Annotated in this window: 25 protein-coding genes; 4 read left to right on the top strand and 21 right to left on the bottom strand. The window is 68.3% G+C overall.

Going from position 1 to position 23,670, the window contains the following annotated elements; all coding sequences use genetic code 11:
* Positions 1-42: 42 nt before the first annotated feature.
* From tatC to ACFWBQ_RS04075, 10 genes are all read right to left on the bottom strand, one after another.
* Entirely contained in the window at positions 43-1,008 is a 966-nt protein-coding gene (tatC, locus tag ACFWBQ_RS04030; RefSeq protein ID WP_385483618.1) for a twin-arginine translocase subunit TatC, read from the bottom strand.
* 49 nt (positions 1,009-1,057) lie between these two features.
* On the bottom strand, positions 1,058-1,354 hold the full coding sequence (tatA, locus tag ACFWBQ_RS04035) for a Sec-independent protein translocase subunit TatA (protein WP_385483620.1): 297 nt from the start codon (positions 1,352-1,354) through the stop codon (positions 1,058-1,060).
* Positions 1,355-1,570: 216 nt separating this feature from the next.
* Positions 1,571-1,768 carry a hypothetical protein gene (locus ACFWBQ_RS04040; RefSeq protein ID WP_385483622.1) on the bottom strand — a complete coding sequence of 66 codons (198 nt, stop codon included), beginning with the start codon at positions 1,766-1,768 and terminating at the stop codon, positions 1,571-1,573.
* Positions 1,769-1,805: 37 nt separating this feature from the next.
* Entirely contained in the window at positions 1,806-2,081 is a 276-nt protein-coding gene (locus tag ACFWBQ_RS04045; protein ID WP_385483623.1) for a hypothetical protein, read from the bottom strand.
* A 37-nt stretch (positions 2,082-2,118) separates the two neighbouring features.
* Positions 2,119-3,075, bottom strand: coding sequence for a helix-turn-helix transcriptional regulator (locus tag ACFWBQ_RS04050; protein ID WP_385483625.1), 957 nt, complete (start codon positions 3,073-3,075; stop codon positions 2,119-2,121).
* A 14-nt stretch (positions 3,076-3,089) separates the two neighbouring features.
* Positions 3,090-4,043, bottom strand: coding sequence for a helix-turn-helix transcriptional regulator (locus tag ACFWBQ_RS04055; protein WP_385483627.1), 954 nt, complete (start codon positions 4,041-4,043; stop codon positions 3,090-3,092).
* A 113-nt stretch (positions 4,044-4,156) separates the two neighbouring features.
* Positions 4,157-4,531 carry an FKBP-type peptidyl-prolyl cis-trans isomerase gene (locus ACFWBQ_RS04060; protein WP_329212789.1) on the bottom strand — a complete coding sequence of 125 codons (375 nt, stop codon included), beginning with the start codon at positions 4,529-4,531 and terminating at the stop codon, positions 4,157-4,159.
* A 43-nt stretch (positions 4,532-4,574) separates the two neighbouring features.
* Positions 4,575-5,507, bottom strand: a complete 933-nt coding sequence (locus tag ACFWBQ_RS04065) for an FKBP-type peptidyl-prolyl cis-trans isomerase (protein WP_385483629.1) — start codon at positions 5,505-5,507, stop codon at positions 4,575-4,577.
* Between the two features lie 121 nt (positions 5,508-5,628).
* Positions 5,629-6,990, bottom strand: coding sequence for a Pup--protein ligase (gene pafA / locus ACFWBQ_RS04070; RefSeq protein WP_356415872.1), 1,362 nt, complete (start codon positions 6,988-6,990; stop codon positions 5,629-5,631).
* A 9-nt stretch (positions 6,991-6,999) separates the two neighbouring features.
* Positions 7,000-8,259, bottom strand: a complete 1,260-nt coding sequence (locus ACFWBQ_RS04075) for an MFS transporter (RefSeq protein WP_385483994.1) — start codon at positions 8,257-8,259, stop codon at positions 7,000-7,002.
* Between the two features lie 132 nt (positions 8,260-8,391).
* On the opposite strand from ACFWBQ_RS04075, the gene ACFWBQ_RS04080 reads away from it, so the two are divergent.
* The gene (locus ACFWBQ_RS04080) at positions 8,392-9,432 is read left to right on the top strand and encodes a LacI family DNA-binding transcriptional regulator (protein ID WP_385483631.1); all 1,041 of its coding nucleotides are present in this window, start codon (positions 8,392-8,394) and stop codon (positions 9,430-9,432) included.
* 63 nt (positions 9,433-9,495) lie between these two features.
* Here ACFWBQ_RS04080 and prcA read toward each other — a convergent pair whose 3' ends face one another.
* From prcA to arc, 6 genes are all read right to left on the bottom strand, one after another.
* Entirely contained in the window at positions 9,496-10,287 is a 792-nt protein-coding gene (gene prcA, locus ACFWBQ_RS04085; RefSeq protein WP_385483633.1) for a proteasome subunit alpha, read from the bottom strand.
* Positions 10,288-10,344: 57 nt separating this feature from the next.
* Positions 10,345-11,190: a proteasome subunit beta gene (gene prcB, locus ACFWBQ_RS04090; protein ID WP_385483635.1), complete on the bottom strand. Its 846-nt coding sequence runs from the start codon at positions 11,188-11,190 to the stop codon at positions 10,345-10,347.
* Complete coding sequence (locus tag ACFWBQ_RS04095) at positions 11,142-11,399, bottom strand: endonuclease VII domain-containing protein (RefSeq protein ID WP_385483636.1); 258 nt, start codon at positions 11,397-11,399, stop codon at positions 11,142-11,144. The genes prcB and ACFWBQ_RS04095 overlap by 49 nt, the downstream gene beginning before the upstream one ends.
* 219 nt (positions 11,400-11,618) lie before the next feature.
* Entirely contained in the window at positions 11,619-11,837 is a 219-nt protein-coding gene (locus ACFWBQ_RS04100; RefSeq protein ID WP_385483638.1) for a ubiquitin-like protein Pup, read from the bottom strand.
* A 120-nt stretch (positions 11,838-11,957) separates the two neighbouring features.
* Entirely contained in the window at positions 11,958-13,469 is a 1,512-nt protein-coding gene (dop, locus tag ACFWBQ_RS04105) for a depupylase/deamidase Dop (protein ID WP_385483640.1), read from the bottom strand.
* A 236-nt stretch (positions 13,470-13,705) separates the two neighbouring features.
* A complete protein-coding gene (gene arc / locus ACFWBQ_RS04110) occupies positions 13,706-15,472 on the bottom strand; it encodes a proteasome ATPase (protein ID WP_385483643.1) in 1,767 nt (588 codons plus the stop codon).
* 241 nt (positions 15,473-15,713) lie between these two features.
* On the opposite strand from arc, the gene ACFWBQ_RS04115 reads away from it, so the two are divergent.
* The gene (locus ACFWBQ_RS04115; protein ID WP_385483645.1) at positions 15,714-16,025 is read left to right on the top strand and encodes a ferredoxin; all 312 of its coding nucleotides are present in this window, start codon (positions 15,714-15,716) and stop codon (positions 16,023-16,025) included.
* Between the two features lie 4 nt (positions 16,026-16,029).
* On the opposite strand, the gene ACFWBQ_RS04120 is transcribed toward ACFWBQ_RS04115, so the two are convergent.
* From ACFWBQ_RS04120 to ACFWBQ_RS04130, 3 genes are all read right to left on the bottom strand, one after another.
* A complete protein-coding gene (locus tag ACFWBQ_RS04120) occupies positions 16,030-16,623 on the bottom strand; it encodes a hypothetical protein (protein ID WP_385483647.1) in 594 nt (197 codons plus the stop codon).
* Positions 16,624-16,849: 226 nt separating this feature from the next.
* Entirely contained in the window at positions 16,850-17,758 is a 909-nt protein-coding gene (locus tag ACFWBQ_RS04125; protein ID WP_329212777.1) for a tRNA (adenine-N1)-methyltransferase, read from the bottom strand.
* An 87-nt stretch (positions 17,759-17,845) separates the two neighbouring features.
* On the bottom strand, positions 17,846-19,096 hold the full coding sequence (locus ACFWBQ_RS04130) for a site-2 protease family protein (RefSeq protein ID WP_385483649.1): 1,251 nt from the start codon (positions 19,094-19,096) through the stop codon (positions 17,846-17,848).
* 171 nt (positions 19,097-19,267) lie between these two features.
* Between ACFWBQ_RS04130 and ACFWBQ_RS04135 the strand changes: the two genes are divergently transcribed.
* Positions 19,268-20,113, top strand: coding sequence for a RecB family exonuclease (locus tag ACFWBQ_RS04135; RefSeq protein ID WP_385483996.1), 846 nt, complete (start codon positions 19,268-19,270; stop codon positions 20,111-20,113).
* A gap of 9 nt (positions 20,114-20,122) precedes the next feature.
* Positions 20,123-20,794, top strand: coding sequence for a response regulator transcription factor (locus ACFWBQ_RS04140; RefSeq protein ID WP_329212774.1), 672 nt, complete (start codon positions 20,123-20,125; stop codon positions 20,792-20,794).
* 75 nt (positions 20,795-20,869) lie between these two features.
* On the opposite strand, the gene ACFWBQ_RS04145 is transcribed toward ACFWBQ_RS04140, so the two are convergent.
* Both ACFWBQ_RS04145 and ACFWBQ_RS04150 read right to left on the bottom strand, forming a co-directional pair.
* Positions 20,870-22,456, bottom strand: a complete 1,587-nt coding sequence (locus tag ACFWBQ_RS04145) for an ABC transporter substrate-binding protein (protein ID WP_385483998.1) — start codon at positions 22,454-22,456, stop codon at positions 20,870-20,872.
* A gap of 408 nt (positions 22,457-22,864) precedes the next feature.
* Positions 22,865-23,566, bottom strand: a complete 702-nt coding sequence (locus ACFWBQ_RS04150; protein WP_385483652.1) for an HAD family hydrolase — start codon at positions 23,564-23,566, stop codon at positions 22,865-22,867.
* Positions 23,567-23,670 lie beyond the last annotated feature (104 nt).

Raw genomic sequence — 23,670 nt, forward strand, 5'->3', positions numbered from 1 at the left:
TGGGGTCCCTTTGGACGGAGTCTGGGGGAGGACCCTACAAGATCAGGTGATGTCGTCGTAACCGTTGAGGCGGTGAGATCGGGCACCGTCCGAATCGCCACTGGCCTGCTCGGGCAGGGCTGCCCTCGAGGCGGAGACACTTTCGACCGCGCCGACGTCCTCGGGCGTGAGGTCCAGTTGCGAGGCCTCGTCGTCGTCGAGCTCGGCATCGGGGTTGCGGCGCCGCCTGCGCTTGTCGTTGAGGAGGGAGAAACCGACCGCGATGAAGTAGAGCACCGCGAGCGGGCCCGCCAGCAGAAGCATCGAGATGGGCTCGCCGCCCGGCGTCGCGATGGCCGCGAACGCCGTGAGTCCGACGAGCATCCCACGCCACCAGCGCAGCATGCGGGCCCCGGAAAGGACCCCGGTCATGTTGAGCAGGACGAGCAGCAGCGGCAGCTCGAAGGCCAGCCCGAAGACGAGCACCATCCGCGTGATCAGGTCGAGGAAGTCGTCGAGGGGCAGCAGGTTCTTCACGTTGTCCGGCGTGAAGCCGAGCATGATCTGCGCGGTCTGCGGCAGGATCATGTACGCCAGGTAGGCGCCGGCGAGGAAGAGCGGAACCCCGGCCGCCACGAAGGCCATCGAGTAGCGCTTCTCCTGCTTGTGCAGGCCCGGGGCGACGAACGCCCACAGCTGGTAGAGCCAGACAGGCGTGGCCACCAGCACGCCCGCCATCAGGGACACCTTCAGCGCGATGGTGAAGGGCGACAGCAGACCGTTGGTGGTCATCTCTGCACAGGGCCGACCATTGATCATGGTCACGGCGCCGTTCCTGCAGCCGACCGAGTCCAGGATCGGCTTCATCAGGAACTCGAAGATTTCCTTCTGGAAGAACGCTGCCGCGATCACGGCGATCACGATGGCCAGTACCGACTTCAGCAGTCGGTTGCGCAGCTCACGCAGGTGATCGAGGAGGGGCATCCGCCCCTCGTCGTCCTTCTCCTGCTTGCGGGCAGACTTGAGCAACCCACTTCCCTCGTCTCGTGCGGCAGCTGTCGGTGGAGCGTGTCAGCTGTCAGCTCTGGGTGGTGGGCTTGGCCTCGCTGACCGGGCGGGAGCTGGTGACATCTCCCGGGGCGGCCTGGATCGTCTTGGCGGGGGCCGGCTGCGGGGTGGTGTCCGCGACGGTCTCCGTGGTGGGCGCCGCGGTGTCCGCGTCGTCCTTCTTCATGGCCTTGGCCTCGCTCTTGAGGATGCGGGCCGACTTGCCGAGCGAACGCGCCATGTCAGGAAGCTTCTTGGCACCGAAGAGCAGCAGGATGACAGCGATGATCAGAATGATCTCGAGGGGCTTCAGATTGCCGAGCGGCATGTGCGCTTCCTTCTCACTGAGGCGACTGGAGGGTGGGCTGGCTACCCGTTCGACCGGACGTACGTCCGACCTTCGCGCTGGCAGCGATCGTAACCCGCAGGGGTAAACGTGAGGCAATGCCCGCGCATACTCCCGCTTGCGGCCCGCACCTCCCTGCCTGGGCCGACTCCAGCAGCGTACCCCCCGAACCAGTGAATCCTTAAGGCCGATCCCCTGCTATCGCAGGGCCTCACCGGTATCGGCGAGACCGGTGGCCGCTCGTTCGAGATCCTCCGCCGCTCGATTGATCCGCTGCGCGGTGGCCGAAACCTGTCGGCCGAGCCGTTGTGCCTCGATAAAGACCTTGATGGCCAGGATTCCGAGCACGGCCAGGCCGATGAATCCCAGAGCGATGGCGAGCATGGGCCAGAACATGGACGGATCCTCGATGTTTCTCATTGCTGCGGGGCGGTCACCGCAGAGCGGTGTGGAGGCGAAGGGTCCGCACTCCGCCGCCGGTGAGGAGTTCGATGATGCGCTCCCCGGCGGGCTTGCGCACCGCCGAACCGCACTCGGGGCAGGCGAAGGAGTAGAAGGTCGTGCGTCGGCTCGCGCCTATGGCGAGACGCAGGGCACCCGCCGCGAGCTCGAACCTCTCGCCGCAGTCCGGGCAGGCGGCCCTGAACCGTACGGTGGCGGGCACCGGCACCGGCACCGGCCCGGTCTGCCCACTCGGTATCGCAGTCATACGGCCTCTGTCTCCTCCGTGTTCCGGTAGCCGCCGCTCAGAGGGCGCCGTCATAGGCGGCGAGTGCCTCCCGGGCCGCCAGCCGCGCACTCTGCGCCAGGTCCTCGGGTGAGGTGATGCGCCCTTCTCCGCCCAGCCGCAGGGCGAGCCTGCGCAGCGAGGCAGGGTCGGGGGTACGCAGCGTGATCCGCATGCCTCCGTCAGGCAGTTCCTCCGCACTGTCGTGCGGGTAGTACTCGGCGACCCACCGGCCCCCGGGCCCCACCTCGACGACGACCTCCGGATCCTCGGCCGCCGGCTGCACCAGGCCCTCCGACAGATCACGCAGCTCGAGCTCCGGCGGTGCGGCCGGGGCGTCGAGCAGCCGGATCTCGGCAACCCTGTCGAGCCGGAACGTACGCCTCGCCTCGGAGAGCCGGCACCAGCCCTCCATGTAGGTGTGGCCGACGGCGAACAGGCGGATCGGGTCCACCTCGCGCTCGGTGAGTTCGTCGCGCGCGGGAGAGTAGTACCGCAGCCAGAGGCGGCGGCGCTCGGAGATCGCCCGGTCGACTTCGGCGAAGACCCCGCCCTCGGACTCGAAGGTGACCGAGAGCCGCGAACTCGCGGCCCCCACCTCTCCGGCCGCCGTCTCCAGCTTGGCGGTCGCGCGCACCAGCGCCTGCCGGTCGCTCTCGCGCAGCCCCGGCAGCGTGGCCACCGCACGGGCCGCGACGAGCAGCGCCGTGGCCTCGTCCGCGGCCAGCCGGAGCGGCTCCGCCACGTCGTCCGGGTTGTGCCACCAGATCCGGTCACCGTCGGTGTCGATGTCGAGGAGGTCCCCGCCGCGGAAGCTGGTCCCGCACATGGGGAGCACGTCGAGGTCGGAGATCAGCTCGTCCTCGGTGATCCCGAAGGCCCGGGCGACGTCCTGGACGTGGGCGCCGGGGCGCTCGCGCAGATACGTCACCAGGGAGAGCATCCGCCGGGTCTGGTCGATCGCGTTCGTGGCCACGAGTACGGGTCCCCTCAGTCCTTGGCCACGGCGCGCAGCCGGTCCATCACATCGGCCCGCAGATCGGCGGGTTCCTTCACGACGACGTCCGGTCCGAACTCGACGAGCCAGGCGTCCAGTCCGTGTCCGTACGGAATCTCCAACTCGTCCCAGCCGTCTCCGAGTTCCCGTACGGATATCGCCCGGGAGCGCAGCGGGTAGCCGGACCCGGCGCGCAGCCTGATCCGGGCGGTCCTCGTCGCGGTCTCACCCGCCCAGCTCTCCACGGTCTCGCGGACGGTCACCACGTCGGGCACCTGGGCCGTGTACGCCCCGGCGCGGGAGCGGACCCGCCCGGCGATCCGGGACAGCCGGAAGACCCGCTCGGCGCCCCGGTCACGGTCCCAGCCGGCCAGGTACCAGTGGCCGCGCCAGCATTCGAGCGTCCAGGGCTCCACCTGGCGCTGCTCGGGGCGGGCCGCGTTGGCCTTGCGGTAGTCGAAGGTGACCGGGCGGCGGTCCCTGCAGGCGAGCATCAGCGGCTCGAAGGCGGCCTCGTGGACCGGAATACGGGGTTCGAGGGCGCTGTGCACCTCGTACGCGTCCTCGGCCTCCGGCATGCCCGCCGCCCGCAGCTTCTGCAGGGCGCCGCTGGCGGCCCCGGCCAGCCGGGCCTGCTGCCAGACCTTGGCGGCGAGCCCGAGAGCCGCGGCCTCCTCGGCGTCCAGCGTGATGGGGGGCAGCCGGTTGCTGTCGCGGCGCGCGAGGTAGCCGGTGTCGCCGTCCAGGTTCTCCACGGTCTCGATGATCAGACCGAGTTCGCGCAGATCGTCCTTGTCGCGCTCGAACATCCGGTTGAAGGACTCGTCGGAGCCCGCTTCCAGATAGGCCTCGATGGACCCGCGGAGCTCACGTTTGCTGAGCGGGCGCCGGGTACCCAGCAGACACAGTGCCAGGTTCATCAGCCGTTCGGCCTTGGCAATCGCCATCGACGCCCTTTCTCTACGTGCTACGACCGTCGACCGTACCGCTCCGGGGTGTCCGGACCAAAGCGAGGGCCCGCGCCTTGCGGCACGGGCCCTCGCTCCTGAGTCCGGACGGATCAGACGCCGACCAGGTCACAGACGAAGATCAGCGTCTCGCCGGGCGCGATGGCGCCGCCACCCGCGCCGCGGTCGCCGTAGGCGAGGTTCGCGGGGATGGTCAGCTGGCGACGGCCGCCGACCTTCATGCCCTGCACGCCCTGGTCCCAGCCGGCGATGACCTGACCGGCACCGAGCTGGAACTGCAGCGGGGTACCGCGGTTCCACGAAGCGTCGAATTCCTCGCCGGTGGAGAACGCCACACCCACGTAGTGCACGGAGACGGTCTGGCCCGCCTGGGCCACCTGTCCGTCGCCCTCCCAGATGTCCTTGATCTCCAGGTCGGCCGGCGGCTCGCCACCCGGGAAGTCGATCTCGGGCTTCTCGATGCTCACTGAACTGCTCCTCTAAATGATGAACTGGGCAACCGGGACAGTCTTACATCTTTGTCAGGATGTCCACGGACCACACGAGCGTCGACTTGGCAGGAATGGTCTGCTGCGCCTCGTCGCCGAAGGCCTGGTCCGGCGGGATGACGAGCAGCACACGGCTGCCGACCTTCTTGCCGACCAGGCCGTTCTTCAGGCCCTTGACGGTGATCTGGGCCAGCGGAAAGGTCGCGGTCTTGCCCGTGTCGTAGGTGCTGTCGAACTTCTTGCCGCCCTTCCACAGGAAGGCCTCGTAGTTCACGACGATGCTGTCGGTCTCCTTGATGACGTCCCCGTCGGACTCCAGGATGTAATTGGAGACGAGCTTCTTGGGCGGGTTGCCCTTGGGGAACGTGACCGTCGGTGCCTTGCCGTCGGTGTTCGTGCCGACCTTCGGCAGGTCGATGTTGTCCTGGGCGACCGCTGTGCCCTTGGCGGACTTCGGAACCTGCGTGGCCGTCACCACGTCGACGACGAAGACGAGGGTCGAGTTGGGCTTGATGTCTCCCTGGCCCTGCTCGCCGTAAGCGAGGTCCGGCGGGATGACCAGCTGGACGCGGCTGCCGACCTTCTGGCCGACCAGGCCCTTGTCCCAGCCCTGGATGACCATGCCCGCACCGAGCGTCAGAGCGAAGGGCTGGCCCTTGTCGAAGCTGTTGTCGAACGGCTTGGTGGAGTTCCACGCCTGTCCGAGGTAGTTGACCTGGATCGCGTCGCCGTTCTTGAGCTTCGCGCCGTCACCCTCACTGATGACTTCGGTCTTCAGCTCCTTGGGCGGATCACCCTCACCCTTCGCCAGGGTGGGCTTCTCGCCGAATTTCGCTCCCGCGGTGATCTCGGGATTGCCTTTGGACGAGGCGGAGTCGGAGGCCTTGTCGTCGCCGCATGCCGCCATGGACAGCAGCAGGAGGGGGACGACGAGAAGGCCGGCAAGTCGGCGCACTGGTTCCTCAGATCTCAGACGGCACGTGAATGGTTCCCGACACTCTAGGCCGAGCGAAGGGCCCCGCACGAGGAACGTACGGGGCCCGGTCGCTTGCGGGCCGGGAGACATCCCGTCCGGATCACATACCCGCGATCAGTTTCTCCACCCGTTCGTCGACGGAGCGGAACGGGTCCTTGCACAACACGGTGCGCTGTGCCTGGTCGTTGAGCTTGAGGTGGACCCAGTCGACGGTGAAGTCCCGCCGCTGCTCCTGAGCCCTGCGGATGAAGTCGCCGCGCAGCCGTGCCCTGGTCGTCTGCGGGGGCACCGACTTGCCCTCGAAGATCTTCAGGTCGTTGCAGATGCGGGCGGTCTGGCCCTTGCGCTCCAGAAGGTAGTAGAGCCCGCGCCGCCGGTGGATGTCGTGGTAGGCGAGGTCTATCTGCGCGACTCTCGGGTTCGACATGGTCATGTTGTGCTTGGCCCGGTACCGCTCGATGAGCTTGTACTTCATGACCCAGTCGATCTCGGTGCCGATCCGGTCGAGGTCCTCGGCCTCGATGGCGTCCAGGGTGCGGCCCCACAGCTCGAGGACCTGGTCGACGGTGCCGGTGCGGATGCCACGGCGTTCGACGAAGTCGACGGCCTTCTCGTAGTACTCGCGCTGGACCTCGATGGCCGATGCCTCTCGGCCGCTGGCCAGGCGCACCTTGCGCTGCCCGGTGATGTCGTGGCTGACCTCGCGGATGGCCCGGATCGGGTTCTCCAGGGTCAGATCGCGCATCACCGTGCCCGCCTCGATCATGCGGAGCACCAGGTCGGTCGCGCCGACCTTGAGCAGCATGGTCGTCTCGGACATGTTGGAGTCACCGACGATGACGTGGAGGCGGCGGTACCGCTCCGCGTCGGCGTGCGGTTCGTCCCTGGTGTTGATGATCGGCCGGGAACGCGTCGTGGCGGAACTGACGCCCTCCCAGATGTGCTCGGCACGCTGGCTGACGCAGTAGACCGCGCCACGCGGGGTCTGCAGCACCTTGCCGGCACCACAGATCAGTTGCCGGGTGACGAGAAACGGAATGAGGATGTCCGCGAGCCGGGAGAATTCTCCGTGCCGGGCCACGAGGTAGTTCTCGTGGCACCCGTAGGAGTTTCCCGCCGAGTCGGTGTTGTTCTTGAAGAGATAGACGTCGCCCGCGATTCCCTCCTCGTGCAGGCGGCGTTCGGCGTCGACGAGCAGGCCTTCGAGAATGCGTTCGCCTGCCTTGTCGTGCGTGACCAGTTCGGTCAGGTTGTCGCATTCGGGTGTCGCGTATTCCGGATGCGATCCCACGTCGAGGTACAGGCGGGCGCCGTTCCGCAGAAAGACATTGCTGCTGCGGCCCCATGACACAACACGGCGGAAGAGGTAGCGCGCCACTTCGTCAGGTGACAGTCGGCGCTGTCCCCTGAACGTGCACGTGACGCCGTACTCGTTCTCCAGCCCGAAAATGCGGCGGTCCATGACTGAACATTACGCCTTACGGCCTGAGCTGAAACCGGGTTGGGCAGCACCGTTTCGATCATTTTCCGATCTCGCCACAACAGCGGGCGTACGCCCGGGAACTGCGAGGACCCTTCCGGTGGCCAGCAGAACCAGCAGCGCCGCCACTCCCCCGGCCCCCGCGACGGCGAAACCCTGCGCCGTTCCGCCGAACTCGACCGCCGGGCCCGCCACGGCCGTTCCGGCCGCGGCACCCACACCGAACGTCGTCACGAGCCAGGAGAACGCCTCGGTCACCGTGCCCTGCGGGGCGTGCCGGTCGACGACGATGAACGAGCAGGCGATGGCCGGCGCGAGGAACACTCCCGCCAGCGCGGCGAGCGCCGTCATGGCGGGCACCCCGGGGGTCAGCATCAGCGGCAGGTAGCACAGGGCCAGCAGCGCGACGATGCCCCGCAGTCGCCGCTCGGGCTCCCCGGCCCACCGGCGCGCCCCGTACGCCACGCCGCCGATCAGCGCGCCCAGTCCGAGCGCGGCCATCAGCCAGCCGTACACGGACTCCCGGCCGTGGTCGTCGGCGTACGCGACACCCGCCACCGTGATCGAGCCGAGCGCGAGCCCGACGAAGAAGAACGACCCCAGCAGGGCCAGCAGCCCACGCGAGCGCAGCGCCCCCAGCCAGTGCGCCTCGCGGGGAGCGGAGCGCCAGGTACGGGACGGCTCGGACAGCACCACGGACAACGCGCCGAGGACACCTATGGCGTTGATGACCAGCAGCGCGGCGGCCGGCGACCGGAGCGACACCAGGACCGTGACGAGGAGCGGCCCCAGGGTGAACATCACTTCCTGGGCCACCGCGTCCATGGCGTACGCCCGGTGAACCCGGTCCTCACGGCCCAGCACCGTCGGCCACAGGGCCCGCAGGCCGCCCTCCAGCGGCGGTGTGAAGACTCCGGCCACGATCACCGCCGCACAGGCCAGGGGGAGCGAGCCGAGGCCCACCAGGGCCAGCGCGGCCATGCCGAGTGCGGAGAGCACGGCGGCGGGGAGCTGGACGCGCGGCTGGCCGTAGAGGTCCACGGCTCTGCCCAGCAGGGGCTGCCCCACGGCCGTGGCCAGGCCGTACGCGGCGGCGAGCCCGCCGGCCAGGGTGTAGCTGCCGCCCTCGGCCCGGGTGAACAGGACGATCGCGACAGGGGCGGTGCCGTTCGGCAGCCGCCCCACCAGGGTTCCTGCCAGCAGCCGGGCGGCATGCCGCGCCCGGAGGATGTCCAGATATCCCGCGGCCATGTCCGCCTCTCTCACCCGGTGGGCTTCGCGCTCCACCGAAGTTTTACGTATAACGTCGAGGTTCATACGTACCATGTGCGCAGTCCACGAGTCCATCCCACGGCATCTGGCCGGTCCAGCACGGAGGCACGAGTGAGCAGCGCGCAGCGGCCCGCCCCACCCCGGCCCACCAGCCGCGACGTGGCACGGGCCGCCGGTGTCTCCCAGGCCACCGTCTCGCTCGTGCTCGGCGGCAAATGGCAGGGCAGGGTGTCCGAGGCGACTGCCGGGCGCGTACGCGACAGCGCCCGGGACCTCGGCTACCGGCCGAACCTCGCCGCTCGTAATCTCCGCCTCGGCCGCACCCGCACCGCGCTCCTGGTCGTGCCCGCGCTGACCAACGAGTTCTTCGCCCGCGTCTACACGGGCGCCGCCGCCGTCGCGGCCGAGCACGACTTCGGCGTCGTGCTCTACCCCTCGCCCGACGGCACCGGCCCTGCCAAGGACCCGTTCGCATCGGCCCGCGCGGCACTCGACGGTGTCATCGCCTCTTCCATGGCCGCCGACGCCCTGGGGGCCCTGCGCGGCGCGGATCTGCCCCTGGTGATGCTGGACAGCGACCCCGACGAGCACGGCGCGGCGGCACAGGTGAACCTCGACATCGCGGACGGCATGCGCCAGGTGGCGGAGCACCTGCTGGCTCTCGGCCACCGCCGCTTCGTCCACCTCGCCTCCGCCGTGGACACCTGGACCTTCGCGGTGCGCGCCCGGGCACTGGCGGACGCCGTGCGGGGCGTCCCCGGTGCCGCTGTCCGTCGCGTGACGGCCCCGCTCGACGTACGGGCCGGGCGCGAGGCCACCGAAGCGGTCCTGGCCGCCCCCGGGCCGCTGCCGACGGCGATCGTCTGCGACGACGACATCCTGGCCGCCGGTGCCTGTAAGGCGGTACGCAGAAGTGGGCTGCGGGTACCCGACGACATCTCCGTGACCGGCTTCGACGACCTCGCCCTCGCCACAGCGGTCGAACCGGAGCTCACCACGGTGCAGCTCCCGGCCGAACAGGTGGGCGAGCGCGGTATGACGGCCCTGCTCACCGTCCTGGACGGCCGCCCCGTGGAGCGGGGCAGCCTCCCCGTGCACCTCGTGGTCCGCGGCTCCACGGCAGCGCCTCACACAGGCGGCGTGGGGACGTGACGGTGCCCCCGGCAGCCGATACGGCTGCCGGGGGCACCGGCCACGGACACGTTCCGAAGGGGACTACTCCTGCGTGGACCCGCCCGTGCTCTCGCCGGGTGCGTCGTCGGCTTCCTCGGTGTCGGACGGAGCGTCCGTCGGTGTCGCTCCCGCACCGTCCGCGTCCAGCAGCCGCGTCAGCTGCCGTCCCACGATCCGCTTGAACTTGCGCTGCTGCGGCCTCGTACGGTCCAGGACCGCGACCTCGAGCCGCTCGGCGGGAATCTCCCGCTCATTGCCGTTGGCCTCGCGGGACAGCGCCTGCACGGCCAGCTTGAGCGCCTCCGCGAGCGACATCCCGTCGCGATGGCGCTGATCGAGGAAGGTGCTGATCTGCTCCGCGTTGCCGCCGACCGCGACCGAGCCGTGCTCGTCCACGATCGAACCGTCGTGCGGAAGCCGATAGATCTGGTCGCCCTCGGGCCCGGCACCGACCTCGGCGACGACCAGCTCCACCTCGTACGGCTTCTCGGCGGCGCTGGAGAAGATGGTGCCCAGAGTCTGCGCGTAGACGTTGGCCAGCCCACGGGCCGTCACATCGTCGCGGTCGTAGGTGTATCCGCGCAGATCCGCATAGCGCACACCGCCGATGCGGAGATTCTCGTACTCGTTGTACTTGCCGGCGGCGGCGAAGCCGATCCGGTCGTAGATCTCGCTGAACTTGTGCAGCGCACGGGACGGGTTCTCGCCGACGAACACAATGCCGTCGGCGTACTGCAGCACAACCAGGCTGCGACCACGGGCGATGCCCTTCCGGGCGTATTCCGCCCGGTCGGCCATGGCCTGCTGGGGTGAGACATAGAACGGCGTCGACACCGGCTATCCGTCCCTTTCTGTCAGTGACGAGTGCATCTCAGAAGCATCGGGGACCGCTCAGAGCAGCGCGGCACGCGGGCCGTCGGGCTGCTCGAGCCGGCGCTCCAGGATCGAGCGCGCGATCTCGGAGGATTCCGTGTCGTTCAGCTTCCGGAAGCCCTCGTCGGTGATGACGGTGACGATCGGGTAGATCCGGCGGGCCACGTCGGGGCCACCGGTCGCCGAGTCGTCGTCTGCCGCGTCGTACAGCGCCTGCACGACCAGGGTGAGCGTCTGCTCCTCCGTCAGGTCCTCGCGGTACAGCTTCTTCATCGAGCCGCGGGCGAAGATCGAGCCGGAGCCGGTGGAGGCGTAGCCGTGTTCCTCGGAACGCCCGCCGGTGACGTCGTAGGAGAAGATCCGGCCCTTCTCACGGTCGACGTCGAAGCCGGCGAACAGCGGGACGACCGCCAGGCCCTGCATGGCCATCGCCAGATTGCTGCGGATCATCGTGGACAGCCGGTTCGCCTTGCCCTCCAGGGAGAGTGTGGCGCCCTCGACCTTCTCGAAGTGCTCCAGCTCCAGCTGGAACAGCTTGACCATCTCCACGGCGAGACCGGCCGTGCCGGCGATCCCCACCGCCGAGTACTCGTCGGCCGGGAACACCTTCTCGATGTCGCGCTGCGCGATCATGTTCCCCATGGTCGCCCGCCGGTCACCGGCGAGCACCACGCCACCCGGGAACGAGGCCGCGACGATCGTCGTGCCGTGCGGTGCCTCGATGGCTCCCTTCAGCGGCGGCAGGGTGCGGTTGCCCGGAAGCATCGAGGGCGACTGGTCGGACAGGAAGTCCATGAACGAGGACGAACCCGGCGTCAGGAAGGCAGCTGGTAGACGCCCGGTGCTACGAGTGTTGGCTTCCACGCGTTTCCCTCCAGGTATGCGATGGCCCTGCGCAAGGAGTCAGGATCATCCCCCAACTTGCCGATGGCCGAATTGCAGTTGAAGCACAGTACGCCTCGGACCCTACCCGTCTCGTGGCAGTGATCCACATGTACGGCGGGAGCAGATAGACAGATCGCGCAGACGCCCGCCTGCGACGAGATCATGTCGTCGCGCTGAGCCTCGGTCATGCCGTACTGACGCTTCAGGTGACCTGCTCGTCCCTGAATTGCCTTGCACGCTTTGCTCCCGGCGGCGCCGGTAGTGCGCGGCACCGTAGGCGGCCACGCACTCCCGACACCGCGGCTGAAGTCCGTCGCGCCGGTGCCTGTCCGATGCGAAGGCGGGGAGTGGCAATTCCCTCTTGCAGCCGGAGCACCACTTCTCCTCGCTCATTCGGACATCTACCCCTACTGCCCGCCTTTTTGTACGAAACTTCGCACGAAATCCTCGGCATTGGCCTCGAGCACGTCGTCGATCTCGTCGAGGACGTCGTCGACGTCGTCGCTCAGCTTCTCCTGCCGCTCCTTGAGGTCCTCGGATGCCTGCGCTTCCTGCGCCTGCTCCTCGGCCTCCTCGGTGGAACGTGTCGCCTTCTGCTGTCCGCCGCCGGTGTCCTTGGTCGCCATGTAGCTCACCCCGCTCGGTTCGAAGCACTTGATCAGACCCTACCTACGGGGTCCGACATTGGCCCGGTACTTGTCTCAACGTCCACAGGTCATCTGATTGATTCCCAGCCGACGGGCCTTTCAGCCGCCCGACAGCGTCCGGACCAGCTCTTCCGCCGTGCGACAGCGGTCCAGGAGCTCCTTCACGTGGTCACGTGTACCGCGCAGCGGCTCCATCGTGGGCACCCGTTGCAGTGAGTCACGGTCGGGCAGATCGAAGATGACCGAGTCCCAGGAGGCTGCGGCCACGTCGTCCGCGTACTGCTCCAGGCAGCGGCCCCGGAAATAGGCCCTGGTGTCCTCGGGCGGCTTCGTACGGGCCCGCTCGACGTCGTTCTCGTCGAGCAGGCGCTTCATCTTCCCGCGGGCTGCCAGGCGGTTGTACAGGCCCTTGTCGGCCCGTACGTCGGCGTACTGCAGGTCCACCAGGTGCAGGCGGGGAGCGTCCCAGTCCAGGCTGTCGCGCCGCCGGTAGGCCTCCATGAGCTCCCGCTTGGCGATCCAGTCCAGCTCGCCCGCCAGGCTCATCGGATCGGTCTCCAGGCGGTTCAGGGTGTCCTCCCAGCGGACCAGGATGTCCTTGGTCTGCTCGTCGGCGTCCGCCCCGTAGCGCTCCTCGACATACTTGCGGCCCAGTTCGAAGTACTCCATCTGAAGTTGTACCGCGGTGAGTGTCCGGCCGCTACGGAGCGTGATGAGCTGCTGCAGGGTCGGGTCGTGCGAGACCTGGTGCAGGGTGCGCACCGGCTGGTCGACGGCCAGGTCGACATTGATGAAGCCGTCCTCGATCATGGAAAGCACCAGTGCCGTGGTGCCGAGCTTCAGATAGGTCGAGATCTCGGAAAGGTTGGCGTCGCCGATGATCACGTGCAGCCTGCGGTACTTCTCGGCGTCGGAGTGCGGTTCGTCCCGGGTGTTGATGATGGGGCGCTTGAGCGTGGTCTCGAGGCCGACCTCGACCTCGAAGTAGTCGGCGCGCTGGCTGATCTGGAACCCGTGCTCGTGGCCGTCCTGGCCGATGCCGACCCGGCCCGCCCCGGTGACGACCTGGCGGGAGACGAAGAACGGGGTCAGATGGCGCACGATGTCGGAGAAGGGGGTTTCCCGCTTCATCAGGTAGTTCTCGTGCGTGCCGTAGGACGCGCCCTTGTTGTCGGTGTTGTTCTTGTAGAGGAGGATCGGCTGGGCACCGGGGATGGCGGCGGCCCGCTCGGCGGCTTCGGCCATGACGCGCTCACCGGCCTTGTCCCAGAGCACCGCGTCGAGCGGATTGGTGATCTCCGGTGAGCTGTATTCGGGGTGCGCGTGGTCGACGTACAGCCGGGCACCATTGGTGAGGATGACATTGGCGAGGCCGATGTCCTCGTCGGTGAGCTGGCTGGAGTCGGCGGTCTCGCGGGCGAGGTCGAAGCCTCGCGCGTCGCGCAGCGGATTCTCCTCCTCGAAGTCCCAGCGGGCGCGGCGCGCCCGGTGCATCGCCGCCGCGTAGGCGTTGACGATCTGGGACGAGGTGAGCATGGCATTGGCGTTGGGGTGACCGGGGACGGAGATCCCGTACTCCGTCTCGATGCCCATTACTCGCCGTACGGTCATGCGGCCCTCCTTGCCCGGCGGTGCTCCCCTCCGGGAGCGCCGCTCAAGTACCGCTGCTGGTCCGGTACGCGTGCGGTGCCCGTCCCCGCACTGCGCGACTCGGCGGTACAGCAGAGCCTAGAGCGCCTCTGCTCCGGTGGGGAGATCAATTACGTCATTGTTCGGGTATGGCCGGAGCTGCCGGGAAAACGGCCGGCTGCGGATGCCCTGCCGGGCATCCGCAGCCGGTCTGCGTTTTACAGGTACTGTCCGGTATTTGCCACCGTGTCGATGGAGCGACCGGTGTCCGCGCCCTGCTTTCCGGTGACGAGTGTGCGGATGAAGACGATCCGCTCGCCCTTCTTTCCGGAAATCCTGGCCCAGTCGTCCGGGTTCGTGGTGTTGGGCAGGTCCTCGTTCTCCTTGAACTCGTCCACGCATGCCTGGAGGAGGTGGGAGACACGCAGGCCCTTTTGGCGCTGCTCGAGGAATGCCTTGATGGCCATTTTCTTTGCCCGGTCCACGATGTTCTGAATCATCGCTCCGGAGTTGAAGTCCTTGAAGTACAGGACTTCCTTGTCGCCGTTGGCGTAGGTGACCTCGAGGAAGCGGTTCTCCTCGGACTCCGTGTACATCCGCTCCACGACCGACTGGATCATGGCGTGGGCGGCGGCCTCCTTCGAGCCGGTGTGCTCGGCGAGGTCGTCCGCGTGCAGCGGCAGCGAGGGAGTGAGGTACTTCGCGAAGATGTCCTTCGCGGCCTCGGCGTCCGGGCGCTCGATCTTGATCTTCACATCGAGACGGCCGGGCCGCAGGATGGCGGGGTCGATCATGTCCTCGCGGTTGGAGGCACCGATGACGATGACGTTCTCCAGGCCCTCCACACCGTCGATCTCGGCGAGCAGCTGGGGGACGATGGTGTTCTCCACGTCCGAGCTGACACCGGAACCACGGGTGCGGAAGAGGGATTCCATCTCGTCGAAGAAGACGATGACGGGGGTGCCCTCGCTCGCCTTCTCCCGGGCACGCTGGAAGACCAGACGGATGTGCCGCTCGGTCTCACCGACGTACTTGTTGAGGAGCTCGGGGCCCTTGATATTGAGGAAGTAACTCTTCCCCGTGGGCTGTCCGGTGACCTCGGCGACCTTCTTGGCCAGCGAGTTGGCTACGGCCTTGGCAATGAGTGTCTTGCCGCAGCCGGGGGGACCGTAGAGCAGGATGCCCTTCGGCGGGCGCAGTTCGTGTTCCTTGAAGAGGTCCGGGTGGAGGTAGGGGAGCTCGACTGCGTCGCGGATCAGCTCGATCTGGTCGCCCAGGCCGCCGATCTTCTCGTAGTCGATGTCCGGGACCTCTTCGAGGACGAGCTCCTCGACCTCGCTCTTGGGGACCACTTCGTAGACGTAGCCGGACCTGGGTTCGAGCAGGAGGGCGTCGCCGGGGCGGATGGTGATGTCCAGCAGAGGCTCGGCGAGCCTCACCACCCGTTCCTCGTCGGTGTGCCCGACGACCAGGGCACGTTCGCCGTCCTCAAGGATCTCCTTGAGGGTGACGATGTCCCCGGCCCGCTCGAATTCCATGGCCTCGACCACGTTGAGCGCCTCGTTGAGCATGACTTCCTGGCCTCGCCGGAGGCCGTCGAGCTCGACACTGGGGCTCACGTTCACCCGGAGCTTGCGGCCCCCGGTAAAGATGTCGCAGGTGCCGTCCTCGTTGACCTGCAGGAAGACACCGAAGCCGGCCGGTGGCTGGGCAAGCCGGTCGACCTCCTCCTTGAGGGCCACGATCTGGTCGCGGGCCTCGCGGAGCGTGTTGGCGAGCCGCTCGTTCTGTGCGGACACGCCTGCCAGGTTGGTCTGCAACTCGACGATCCGCTCTTCGAGAATCCTCGTATGACGCGGCGAGTCGGCGAGCTTACGTCGCAGGACGGCGATTTCCTGCTCGAGATAGGCAACCTGGCCGGCTGGGTCTTCTGACCCCCGCCCGGGCCGGATGCCGCGGTTGATGTCGTCGTCGTGGGCTGCCACGGTCCTCACCTCCTCCAAGGGGAGCTGGACGCTTCCTGACCCTACCTGGGTGGGTGATGATTGAAACCCCTAGATCACAAAGACCCGATGGTGTGTCCGATCTTCACCCTTGCGCTCTCCCTCACGCCAAGGGAATACCCACCCTTCGGCACCCGGAAGCCGCCGGTTGTATCGTCGAACTGTTCAACACCCGTCAGGGCTGGCTTCAATTGGTGCAGATACGCAGGGAACGGCAGGACACATGACCGTGCAGCAGGACGCTCCGGGCAACAGTGACACCCAGGACCTGGAGGTCTGGATCGACCAGGATCTCTGTACGGGCGACGGCATCTGCGTGCAGTACGCACCCGAGGTGTTCGAGCTGGACATCGACGGTCTGGCCTACGTCAAGAGCACCGAGGACGAGCTGCTCCAGGACAAGGGCGCCACCACCCCGGTGCCGCTGCCGCTGCTCCAGGACGTAGTGGATTCGGCCAAGGAATGCCCGGGCGACTGCATTCACGTACGTCGCGTTTCGGACAATGTGGAAGTCTTCGGCCCGGACGCGGAGTAACGGCTCAGGCGCTCAGCGCGGCGTCCCCGGCGGACTTGATGAACGCGTTGCCCTTCCACTGCCAGGTGGTGCTCTCCTGCTCGTCGGGGCAGCAGCGCGGCACATCGGCGGAGGAGTAGCCGAGCAGAGTCGCCGAGACCAGGCCGTCACGGACCGCGAAGTCCGTGACCGTGAGTTTCTGAGCGGGGTCCACCAGGGTTGCCACAACCCGTGGTGCGGCCCCGCTCACCTGTGTCAGGACGTAGACCCCGCTGGGCGGTGTGCCCGAACCTGCGGCACAGTGCACGACGGCGACGGTCTCGGGCCTGTTGTCGCCGTCGAGGTCTCCGTCGGCCTGTTCGGCCACGGTGTACCCGGCCGTACCGCAGTCCAGCGGGAAGGTGGCCTCGGCCGGGTCGGGTGCTCGGGCGGCGGGCGCGGCGCCGGGCTGAGCGTTGGTGCGGTGCTCGGACGCGGTGGCGGTCGCGGTCGCGGTGGCCGCGTCCGGCTGGAGCAGGCCCGCGACGGCGACGACGGCGGCCATCGCCGCGGCCGTGGCGAGCCAGTGCACCGGCTGGGCGTCGGTGTGCGCGAGATCCGGGAGCGCGGAGGACTGCACGCGGTTTGTCTCCTGTGGTTCTGGAGGCCTGGATAGGCGGCGGCCGACGGGAAATCGGCGGGTGGGGGTGGCCAGCATCGTGCCACACGTCACACCACAGGGGAACGGCGGGGTCGCCGCCCGGTGGCCGCGGACGACGAAAAGGCGCCGCCTGCCGGCTCCCCGGGGTCGGTCCGGGGAACTCGGCGGCGGCGCCTGTGCGTTGTGCGGGTCAGTCGCGCCGTGGTCAGTCGCGGGTGGCGGAGCCGCTCCGGCTGCCGGGACCGCTGTAGTCCTCGCCGTAGGCGCCCTTGGACGGGCGGCGTCGGCGCAGCGGCGCCTCGACGCCGTCCGCGAGACGGCGGGCGGTGACCAGGAAGCCGGTGTGGCCGATCATCCTGTGGTCGGGTCGGACGGCCAGGCCTTCGACGTGCCAGTTGCGGATCATCGACTCCCAGGGCTGCGGTTCGGCGAAGCAGCCGATCTCCCGGATGGATTCGACGGTCCTCGAGAGCTGCGTGGTGGTGGCGACGTACGCGCAGAGGATGCCCCCGGGCACGAGTGCCTTGGAGACGGCCTCGAGGCACTCCCACGGGGCGAGCATGTCCAGGACGACGCGGTCGACATCGGTGTCCGAGAGGTTGTCCTGGAGGTCGCCGACGGTGAGCTGCCAGGCGGGGTGCGGGGAGCCGAAGTAGCGCTCCACGTTCTGCTGGGCGATCTCGGCGAAGTCCTCGCGGCGCTCGTAGGAGTGCAGCATGCCCTGCTCACCGATGGCGCGCAGAAGGAAGGTGCTGAGCGCTCCGGAGCCGACACCGGCTTCCACGACGCGGGCGCCGGGGAAGATGTCGCCGAAGGCCAGGATCTGCCCCGCGTCCTTGGGATAGACCACGGCGGCGCCGCGGGGCATGGACAGGACGTAGTCGGGGAGCAGGGGGCGCAGCGCGAGGTAGGCGACGTTTCCCGTGGTACGGACAACACTGCCCTCGGGAGCACCGATCAGCTCGTCGTGCGGGAAAGAACCCTTGTGGGTGTGAAAGTTCTTTCCGGCCTCGAGCGTGAAGGTGTAGTGGCGTCCCTTGGGGTCGGTGAGCTGGACCTGGTCCCCGACTTTGAATGGGCCGCGACGGCGGGCGGCACCGGTCGGTTCGGACATGCGGCCAGCCTACCGGTATTTCGGGGGTCTCCATTTCGGGGCCCTTTTCGGGGGCCTTCGACCGCCTGCGGGCCCGGTGGCGGACGCTCAGGCAGCGGGCCGGGCCATCGCCGCGACGAAGGCCCGTTCGACATCGGCGGTGGAGAGGACCCCGTAGATCTCACCGGTGTCCTCGACGACCAGGTACTCGGTGGCCGGGGTCGCCTTGAGCCGGTCCAGCAGGGCCTCGCCCGCGAGTTCGGCGGGCACCTTCATGCCGTCGGTGAGGTCCTGGGCGAGACCGCTGACGGCCACCCAGGGGCGGCGGTGTTCGGGGACTCCGACGATGGCTGCCTCGCGGACGACGCCCTTGGGGTTGCCCTGTCCGTCGACGACCACGAGGGCGCGGGCACCCGCTTCGTTGGCGCGGCGGAGCGCCTCGGAGAGCGGGGTGGCGGACTCGACGGGGACTGCGCGCCGGGTCAGGGTGCGGGCGCGCAGGTCCGGGAGATGTTCGCGCAGCCTGGCCATGCGCAGGCTGTTGCCCGCGCCGGTCCAGATGATTCCGGCGAGGATCGCGGCGAGCAGGGCGTCGGTCACGGTCTCGAAGCCGCTGATCTCGCTGGTGGCGTTGCCGAGGGCGCCGGTGTGGGTGAGGAGTGGCAGGCCGATGAGGACGGCGACGGCCAGGCCCCGGCCGACCCATGCGGCGGCGATGGTGCCGCTCATCGGCTTGCCGGTGATTTTCCAGACGACGGCCCGGAGCATGCGTCCGCCGTCGAGAGGGAGGCCGGGCAGCAGGTTGAAGGCGGCGACGATGAGGTTGGAGACCATCAGTCCGGCGAGGAGTACCCCGGGGACGGTGCCGGCCTCGACGAACTGCAGGGGGATGTAGAAGACGCCGCCGAGCACCAGGGAGAGCAGGGGGCCCACGAAGGCGAGGACGAATTCGCGGCCGGGGGTCTCGGATTCCTTCTCGATCTCGGAGACGCCGCCGAAGAACTGGAGCTGGATACGGCGGACCGGCAGCTTGTAGCGCAGGGCGGCGACGGTGTGCGCGAGCTCGTGGACGAGCACGGAGGCGTAGAAGGCGATCGCGAAGAACAGTGCGACCAGGTAGCGGGCAGCGCCGAGCTCGGGCAGGACCCGGTCGAGCTGGCCGCCGAAGACCCACGTGATCAGTGCGGCGACGACGAACCAGCTGGGTGCCACGTATACGGGCACTCCGAAGGGACGGCCCATCAGGAGGCCGCCGCCCGGATCTGCGGGGCGGCGCGGTTTGCCGTTCTCCGGCCCGGTGCCGGGGTCGGTTCCCCCTGCGCCGGGCTTCGGGCGCCCGCTGTCGCCGCTCTCGTCCACGGGGTCCCTTCGGTCGGTGGCGTCCTGCCACGATCATGCAGTCCGCGAGCTCTCTGGTCGATGGTATGCCGCTCGGTGTCGGTGGCGGGTCGTAGGGTCTGCGACATGACCTCCGTACCGCGCCCGCCTCGGCCACCCTCGTCCCTGTCGCCGTCGCGCGCGAGCGATTTCATGCAATGCCCCTTGTTGTACCGCTTCCGGGTCATCGACAAGCTGCCCGAGAAGCCCAGTGAGGCAGCTACCCGGGGCACGCTGGTGCATGCGGTGCTCGAGCGACTGTTCGACTCCCCGGCGGGGGACCGTACGGCGCCGAGGGCCAAGGCGTTGATTCCTGGTCAGTGGGACCGGCTGCTCGAGTCGAAGCCCGAGCTGACCGAGCTGTTCGAGGGGGACGCCGAGGGAGAACGCCTCGCCGGGTGGCTGAGCGAGGCGGAGCAACTGGTGGAGCGGTGGTTCTCGCTGGAGGACCCGACCCGTCTGGAGCCGGCCGAGCGTGAGCTGTTCGTCGAGACGGAGCTGGACTCGGGGCTGCGGCTGCGCGGTGTGATCGACCGGATCGACGTGGCCCCCACGGGCGAGGTCCGGATCGTGGACTACAAGACGGGCAAGGCCCCGCGGCCGGAGTACGCCGAGGGCGCGCTGTTCCAGATGAAGTTCTACGCACTGGTGATCTGGCGTCTGAAGAACGTGGTGCCGAGGCGGCTTCAGCTCGTCTATCTGGGCAGCGGTGACGTGCTGACGTACGACCCCGTTCCGGCCGACCTGGAGCGGGTGGAGCGCAAGCTGCTGGCCCTGTGGGATGCGATCCGGCTGGCCACGGAGACGGGTGAGTGGCGGCCGCGGCCGACGAAGCTGTGCGGCTGGTGCGATCACCGAGCGGTCTGCCCGGAGTTCGGCGGGACTCCCCCGGTATATCCCCTGTCGGTTCGCCCTGCGGAGTCGGAGGAAGGTGTCCAGGGCAGAATGGAGCCGGTCCGGGCAGAGGCCGGCCAACCGGCGGCCCTCGAAGGCCCTTAAGGAGATTCCGTGGCTATCCGCGTCCTGCTGGTCGATGATCAACCACTGCTGCGCACAGGTTTCCGGATGATCCTGGAGGCGGAGGGCGATCTCGCGGTGGTCGGCGAGGCCGGTGACGGTCTGCAGGCCATCGACCAGGTGCGGGCCCTGCAGCCCGATGTCGTGCTGATGGACATCCGGATGCCGCGGATGGACGGGGTCGAGGCAACGCGTCAGATCACCGGCCCCGGCCGGGACGGTCCGGCGAAGGTCCTGGTGCTGACGACGTTCGACCTCGACGAGTACGTGGTGGAGGCGCTGCGCGCCGGAGCCAGCGGATTCCTGCTGAAGGACGCTCCGGCCAATGAGCTGGTGCAGGCCATCCGCGTGGTGGCAGCGGGCGAGGCGATGCTGGCGCCGAGCATCACGCGCCGGCTGCTCGACAAGTACGCGGACCATCTGCCGTCGGGCGAGGAGACTGTCCCGGACGCGCTGCACACGCTCACGGAGCGTGAGGTGGAAGTGCTGAAGCTGGTGGCGCGCGGGCTGTCCAACGCGGAGATCGCCGCAGACCTGTTCGTGAGCGAGACGACGGTCAAGACACATGTGGGACACGTGCTGACCAAGCTGGGCCTGCGCGACCGGGTGCAGGCGGCTGTCTACGCCTACGAGAGCGGGCTGGTGCGTCCCGGCGCCCAGTGAGTCGGGGCGGTACACGCAGCGATGCGGTCCGGGGCAGTGGCCCCGGACCGCATCGCTTTTTCGCAAGGTGCCGCGTCAGCCGCGTGCGAGCTCCCAGAGCTGCAGGTCGGCCGAGGAGTTGACGGCCCACTCCACACCGTTCAGGCCGTCACGCGAGGCGACGTACTGCTTGCCCTGCCAGACCGGGAGGACGGGGACGTCGTTGGCAACGATGTCCTGCAGCTTCGCGAAGGTCGTGGACGCGGCGCTGCGTTCGGCCTCGCGGCGGGACTGCGGAATGAGCGTGTTCTGGGCGAGCGCCGACTCGTAGGGCGAGTTCAGGAAGTTGTTCTTGTCGAGGAACGGCGCCGTGTAGTTGTCCGGGTCCGGGAAGTCCGGGAACCATCCCATGCCGTAGACGGCGTAGTCGCCCTTCTTCTGCGCGGGGCGGTACTCCGCCCACGGACTGCCCTCCACAGTGACGTCGAACAGCTTCGAGTCATTGAGCTGCTTCGCCAGCGCCTCGAACTCGGAAGCGGTGGCGGGGCCGTAGTGGTCCGTCGTGTAGTGCAGGGTGAATGTCACCGGAGTCTTGATTCCGGCCTTCCGAAGGGTGTCGGCGGCTCCGGTGACGCTCGGCTCACCGTACTTGTTGAAGAACGAGTTGGTGTGTCCGGTGATGCCGGAAGGGATCAGCGAGTAGAGCGGCTCGGCCGTGCTGCCGTACACCTTGCTCGCGATGGCCCCCCGGTCGATGACCTGGGCCATGGCCTGGCGTACGGCCTTGTCCCTCACCACAGGGTCCTCGGTGTTGAACGCCAGGTAGCTGATGGCCAGGCTGGGCATCTCGGTGAGCTCGATGCCTTCCTCCGGCTCCGCGATCATCTTCCGCACCTGCTCCGGCGACATGTTGCGCGTCATCATGTCGATCTTGTTGTCGTCGAGCGCCTTGCCCATCGCTGCCCCGTCGGGGAAGAGTTCCAGCTCGACCTTGTCGTTGAGGACCTTCAGATCGCCCTTGTACTTGGGGTTCTTGGTGAAGACGACCTTGACGACGTGGTCACCCTCGACCTCCGGCTTCATGGTGTACGGACCCGAGCCGTCGACCTGGAAGCCGTCGCGTGGAGTCCTCGCCGGGTACTTGTCCTTCTGGACGATCCCGGCGGACGGAGTGGCGAGCTTGTAGGGGAAGGTCGCGTCCGAGGTCCTCAGGTGGAAGACGATCTCCTTCTGGCCCTTGGTCTCGATCGTGTCGATGTTCGCGAGCAGACCTACCGGGCCGCTCTCGTCCTTGATGTCGAGGACGCGCTGGATCGAGTACTTCACGTCCTCCGGCGTGACGGGCGTGCCGTCGGAGAAGGTGAGACCGTCACGCAGTGTGCAGCGGTAGCTCTCGTTCTCCGTGTCGGTGAACTCGCAGCTCCGGGCCGCCTCGGGCACGGGCTCGCCGCCGCCGCGCGGGATGTGGGTCAGGGTCTGCACCGTCTGGCGCAGGACGTTCCAGACACCTGCTTCGTAGCCGATGGCCGGGTCGAACGGTGCGGTGTTGTCCTTGGAGGCGACGAACTGGTCCGTTGTCCCGACAACGATGGCGTCGCCCCCGCCGTCCGACCCGCCACAGGCGGCGAGCACGGGCGCGAGCAGGCCGACCACGGCCGGCAGCACCAGCGTCTTGCGGTTCATCTGGACGTTCTCCCTCATTCCGGCATGTGAGAAAACCGAGGTTAGTGGGAGCCGCAGGGGGGCTTGACCGAGGCGGTCCCGGCACGTACGCACTCGGTGATGGCCGATGACCGCGCGTTTATGCCACGCTCGGGAATGATTGGTGCACCACTCCATGAAACGGGACACTTGGGCTGCCGAAACGGACACCCGGGGCGATCTCGAAAGGGTCCGGCCGTCACATCGAGTGACCAAGCTCACGCACGCGTCGTTGACGGGATCTTGACATGAACCTGCATCCGGGCACACCCGGAAGGCCGGGATCGCGCGTCCGGCCGACCGGAATTCGGTTTCCGCCCAGCTTCACGAAGACTCACGGAGATTCGCCGAGATTCACCGAGACCCACGGCGAGGCTCCCGGCGCGCGCATCACCGCTGTTCTGTGATCAGCCGGCGCAGAAACGCGAGATCCACCTGTTCGAGCGAGGGCACGACCACGCGCCCCGGCGCGGGGGCGATCGGCGCGACGGACGGTACGGCGACGACACGGCAGCCCGCGGCCTCCGCCGCGGCGACGCCCGTCGCGGTGTCCTCGATGACCGCACAGCGCCAGGGGGCGGCCCCGAACCCGGCGGCCGCCGCGAGGTACGGCTCCGGGTGGGGCTTCGTGCGGGTGACCTCGTCACCGGCGACCGTGAGGGCGAAATGGTGGTGCCCGACCGAGTCCAGCACCCGGTCGATGATGCGCCGGTGCGAGGCGGACACCAGGGCGGTCGGCACCTCGTGCACGGCAAGTTCCGCGAGCAGCCGGGCGGCGCCCGGCATCAGCGGCACACCACGTCCGATGCGCTTCTCGAAGCGGTCGTTGAGCAGCACGGTGAGCTCTTCGATGGCGATATCGGCACCGGTGACGTCGATGAGGTACCCGGCGCTGCGGGTCATCGGCCCGCCGACGACCACGTCGCGCCAGGCTTCGTCGAGCCGGTGTCCCAGATCGGCGAAGACCTCGACCTCCACGTCCCACCAGAAGCCTTCGGTATCGACCAGGGTGCCGTCCATGTCGAGAAGGACGGCCTGCAGGGCCGACCCTTCGGCCGTACGGGTCAAGGACGCGGGGACCGTACTGGTCATCCGGTACACCTCCATGAGGGACGAGAAGGCCGACCGCCTTCCCGGGGGGAACGGCGACCGGCCTGCACTGGACCGACCAGTGTACGACTCGTCCGGATACGACG

The sequence above is a fragment of the Streptomyces sp. NPDC060035 genome (assembly GCF_042736635.1).
GTDB lineage: Bacteria > Actinomycetota > Actinomycetes > Streptomycetales > Streptomycetaceae > Streptomyces.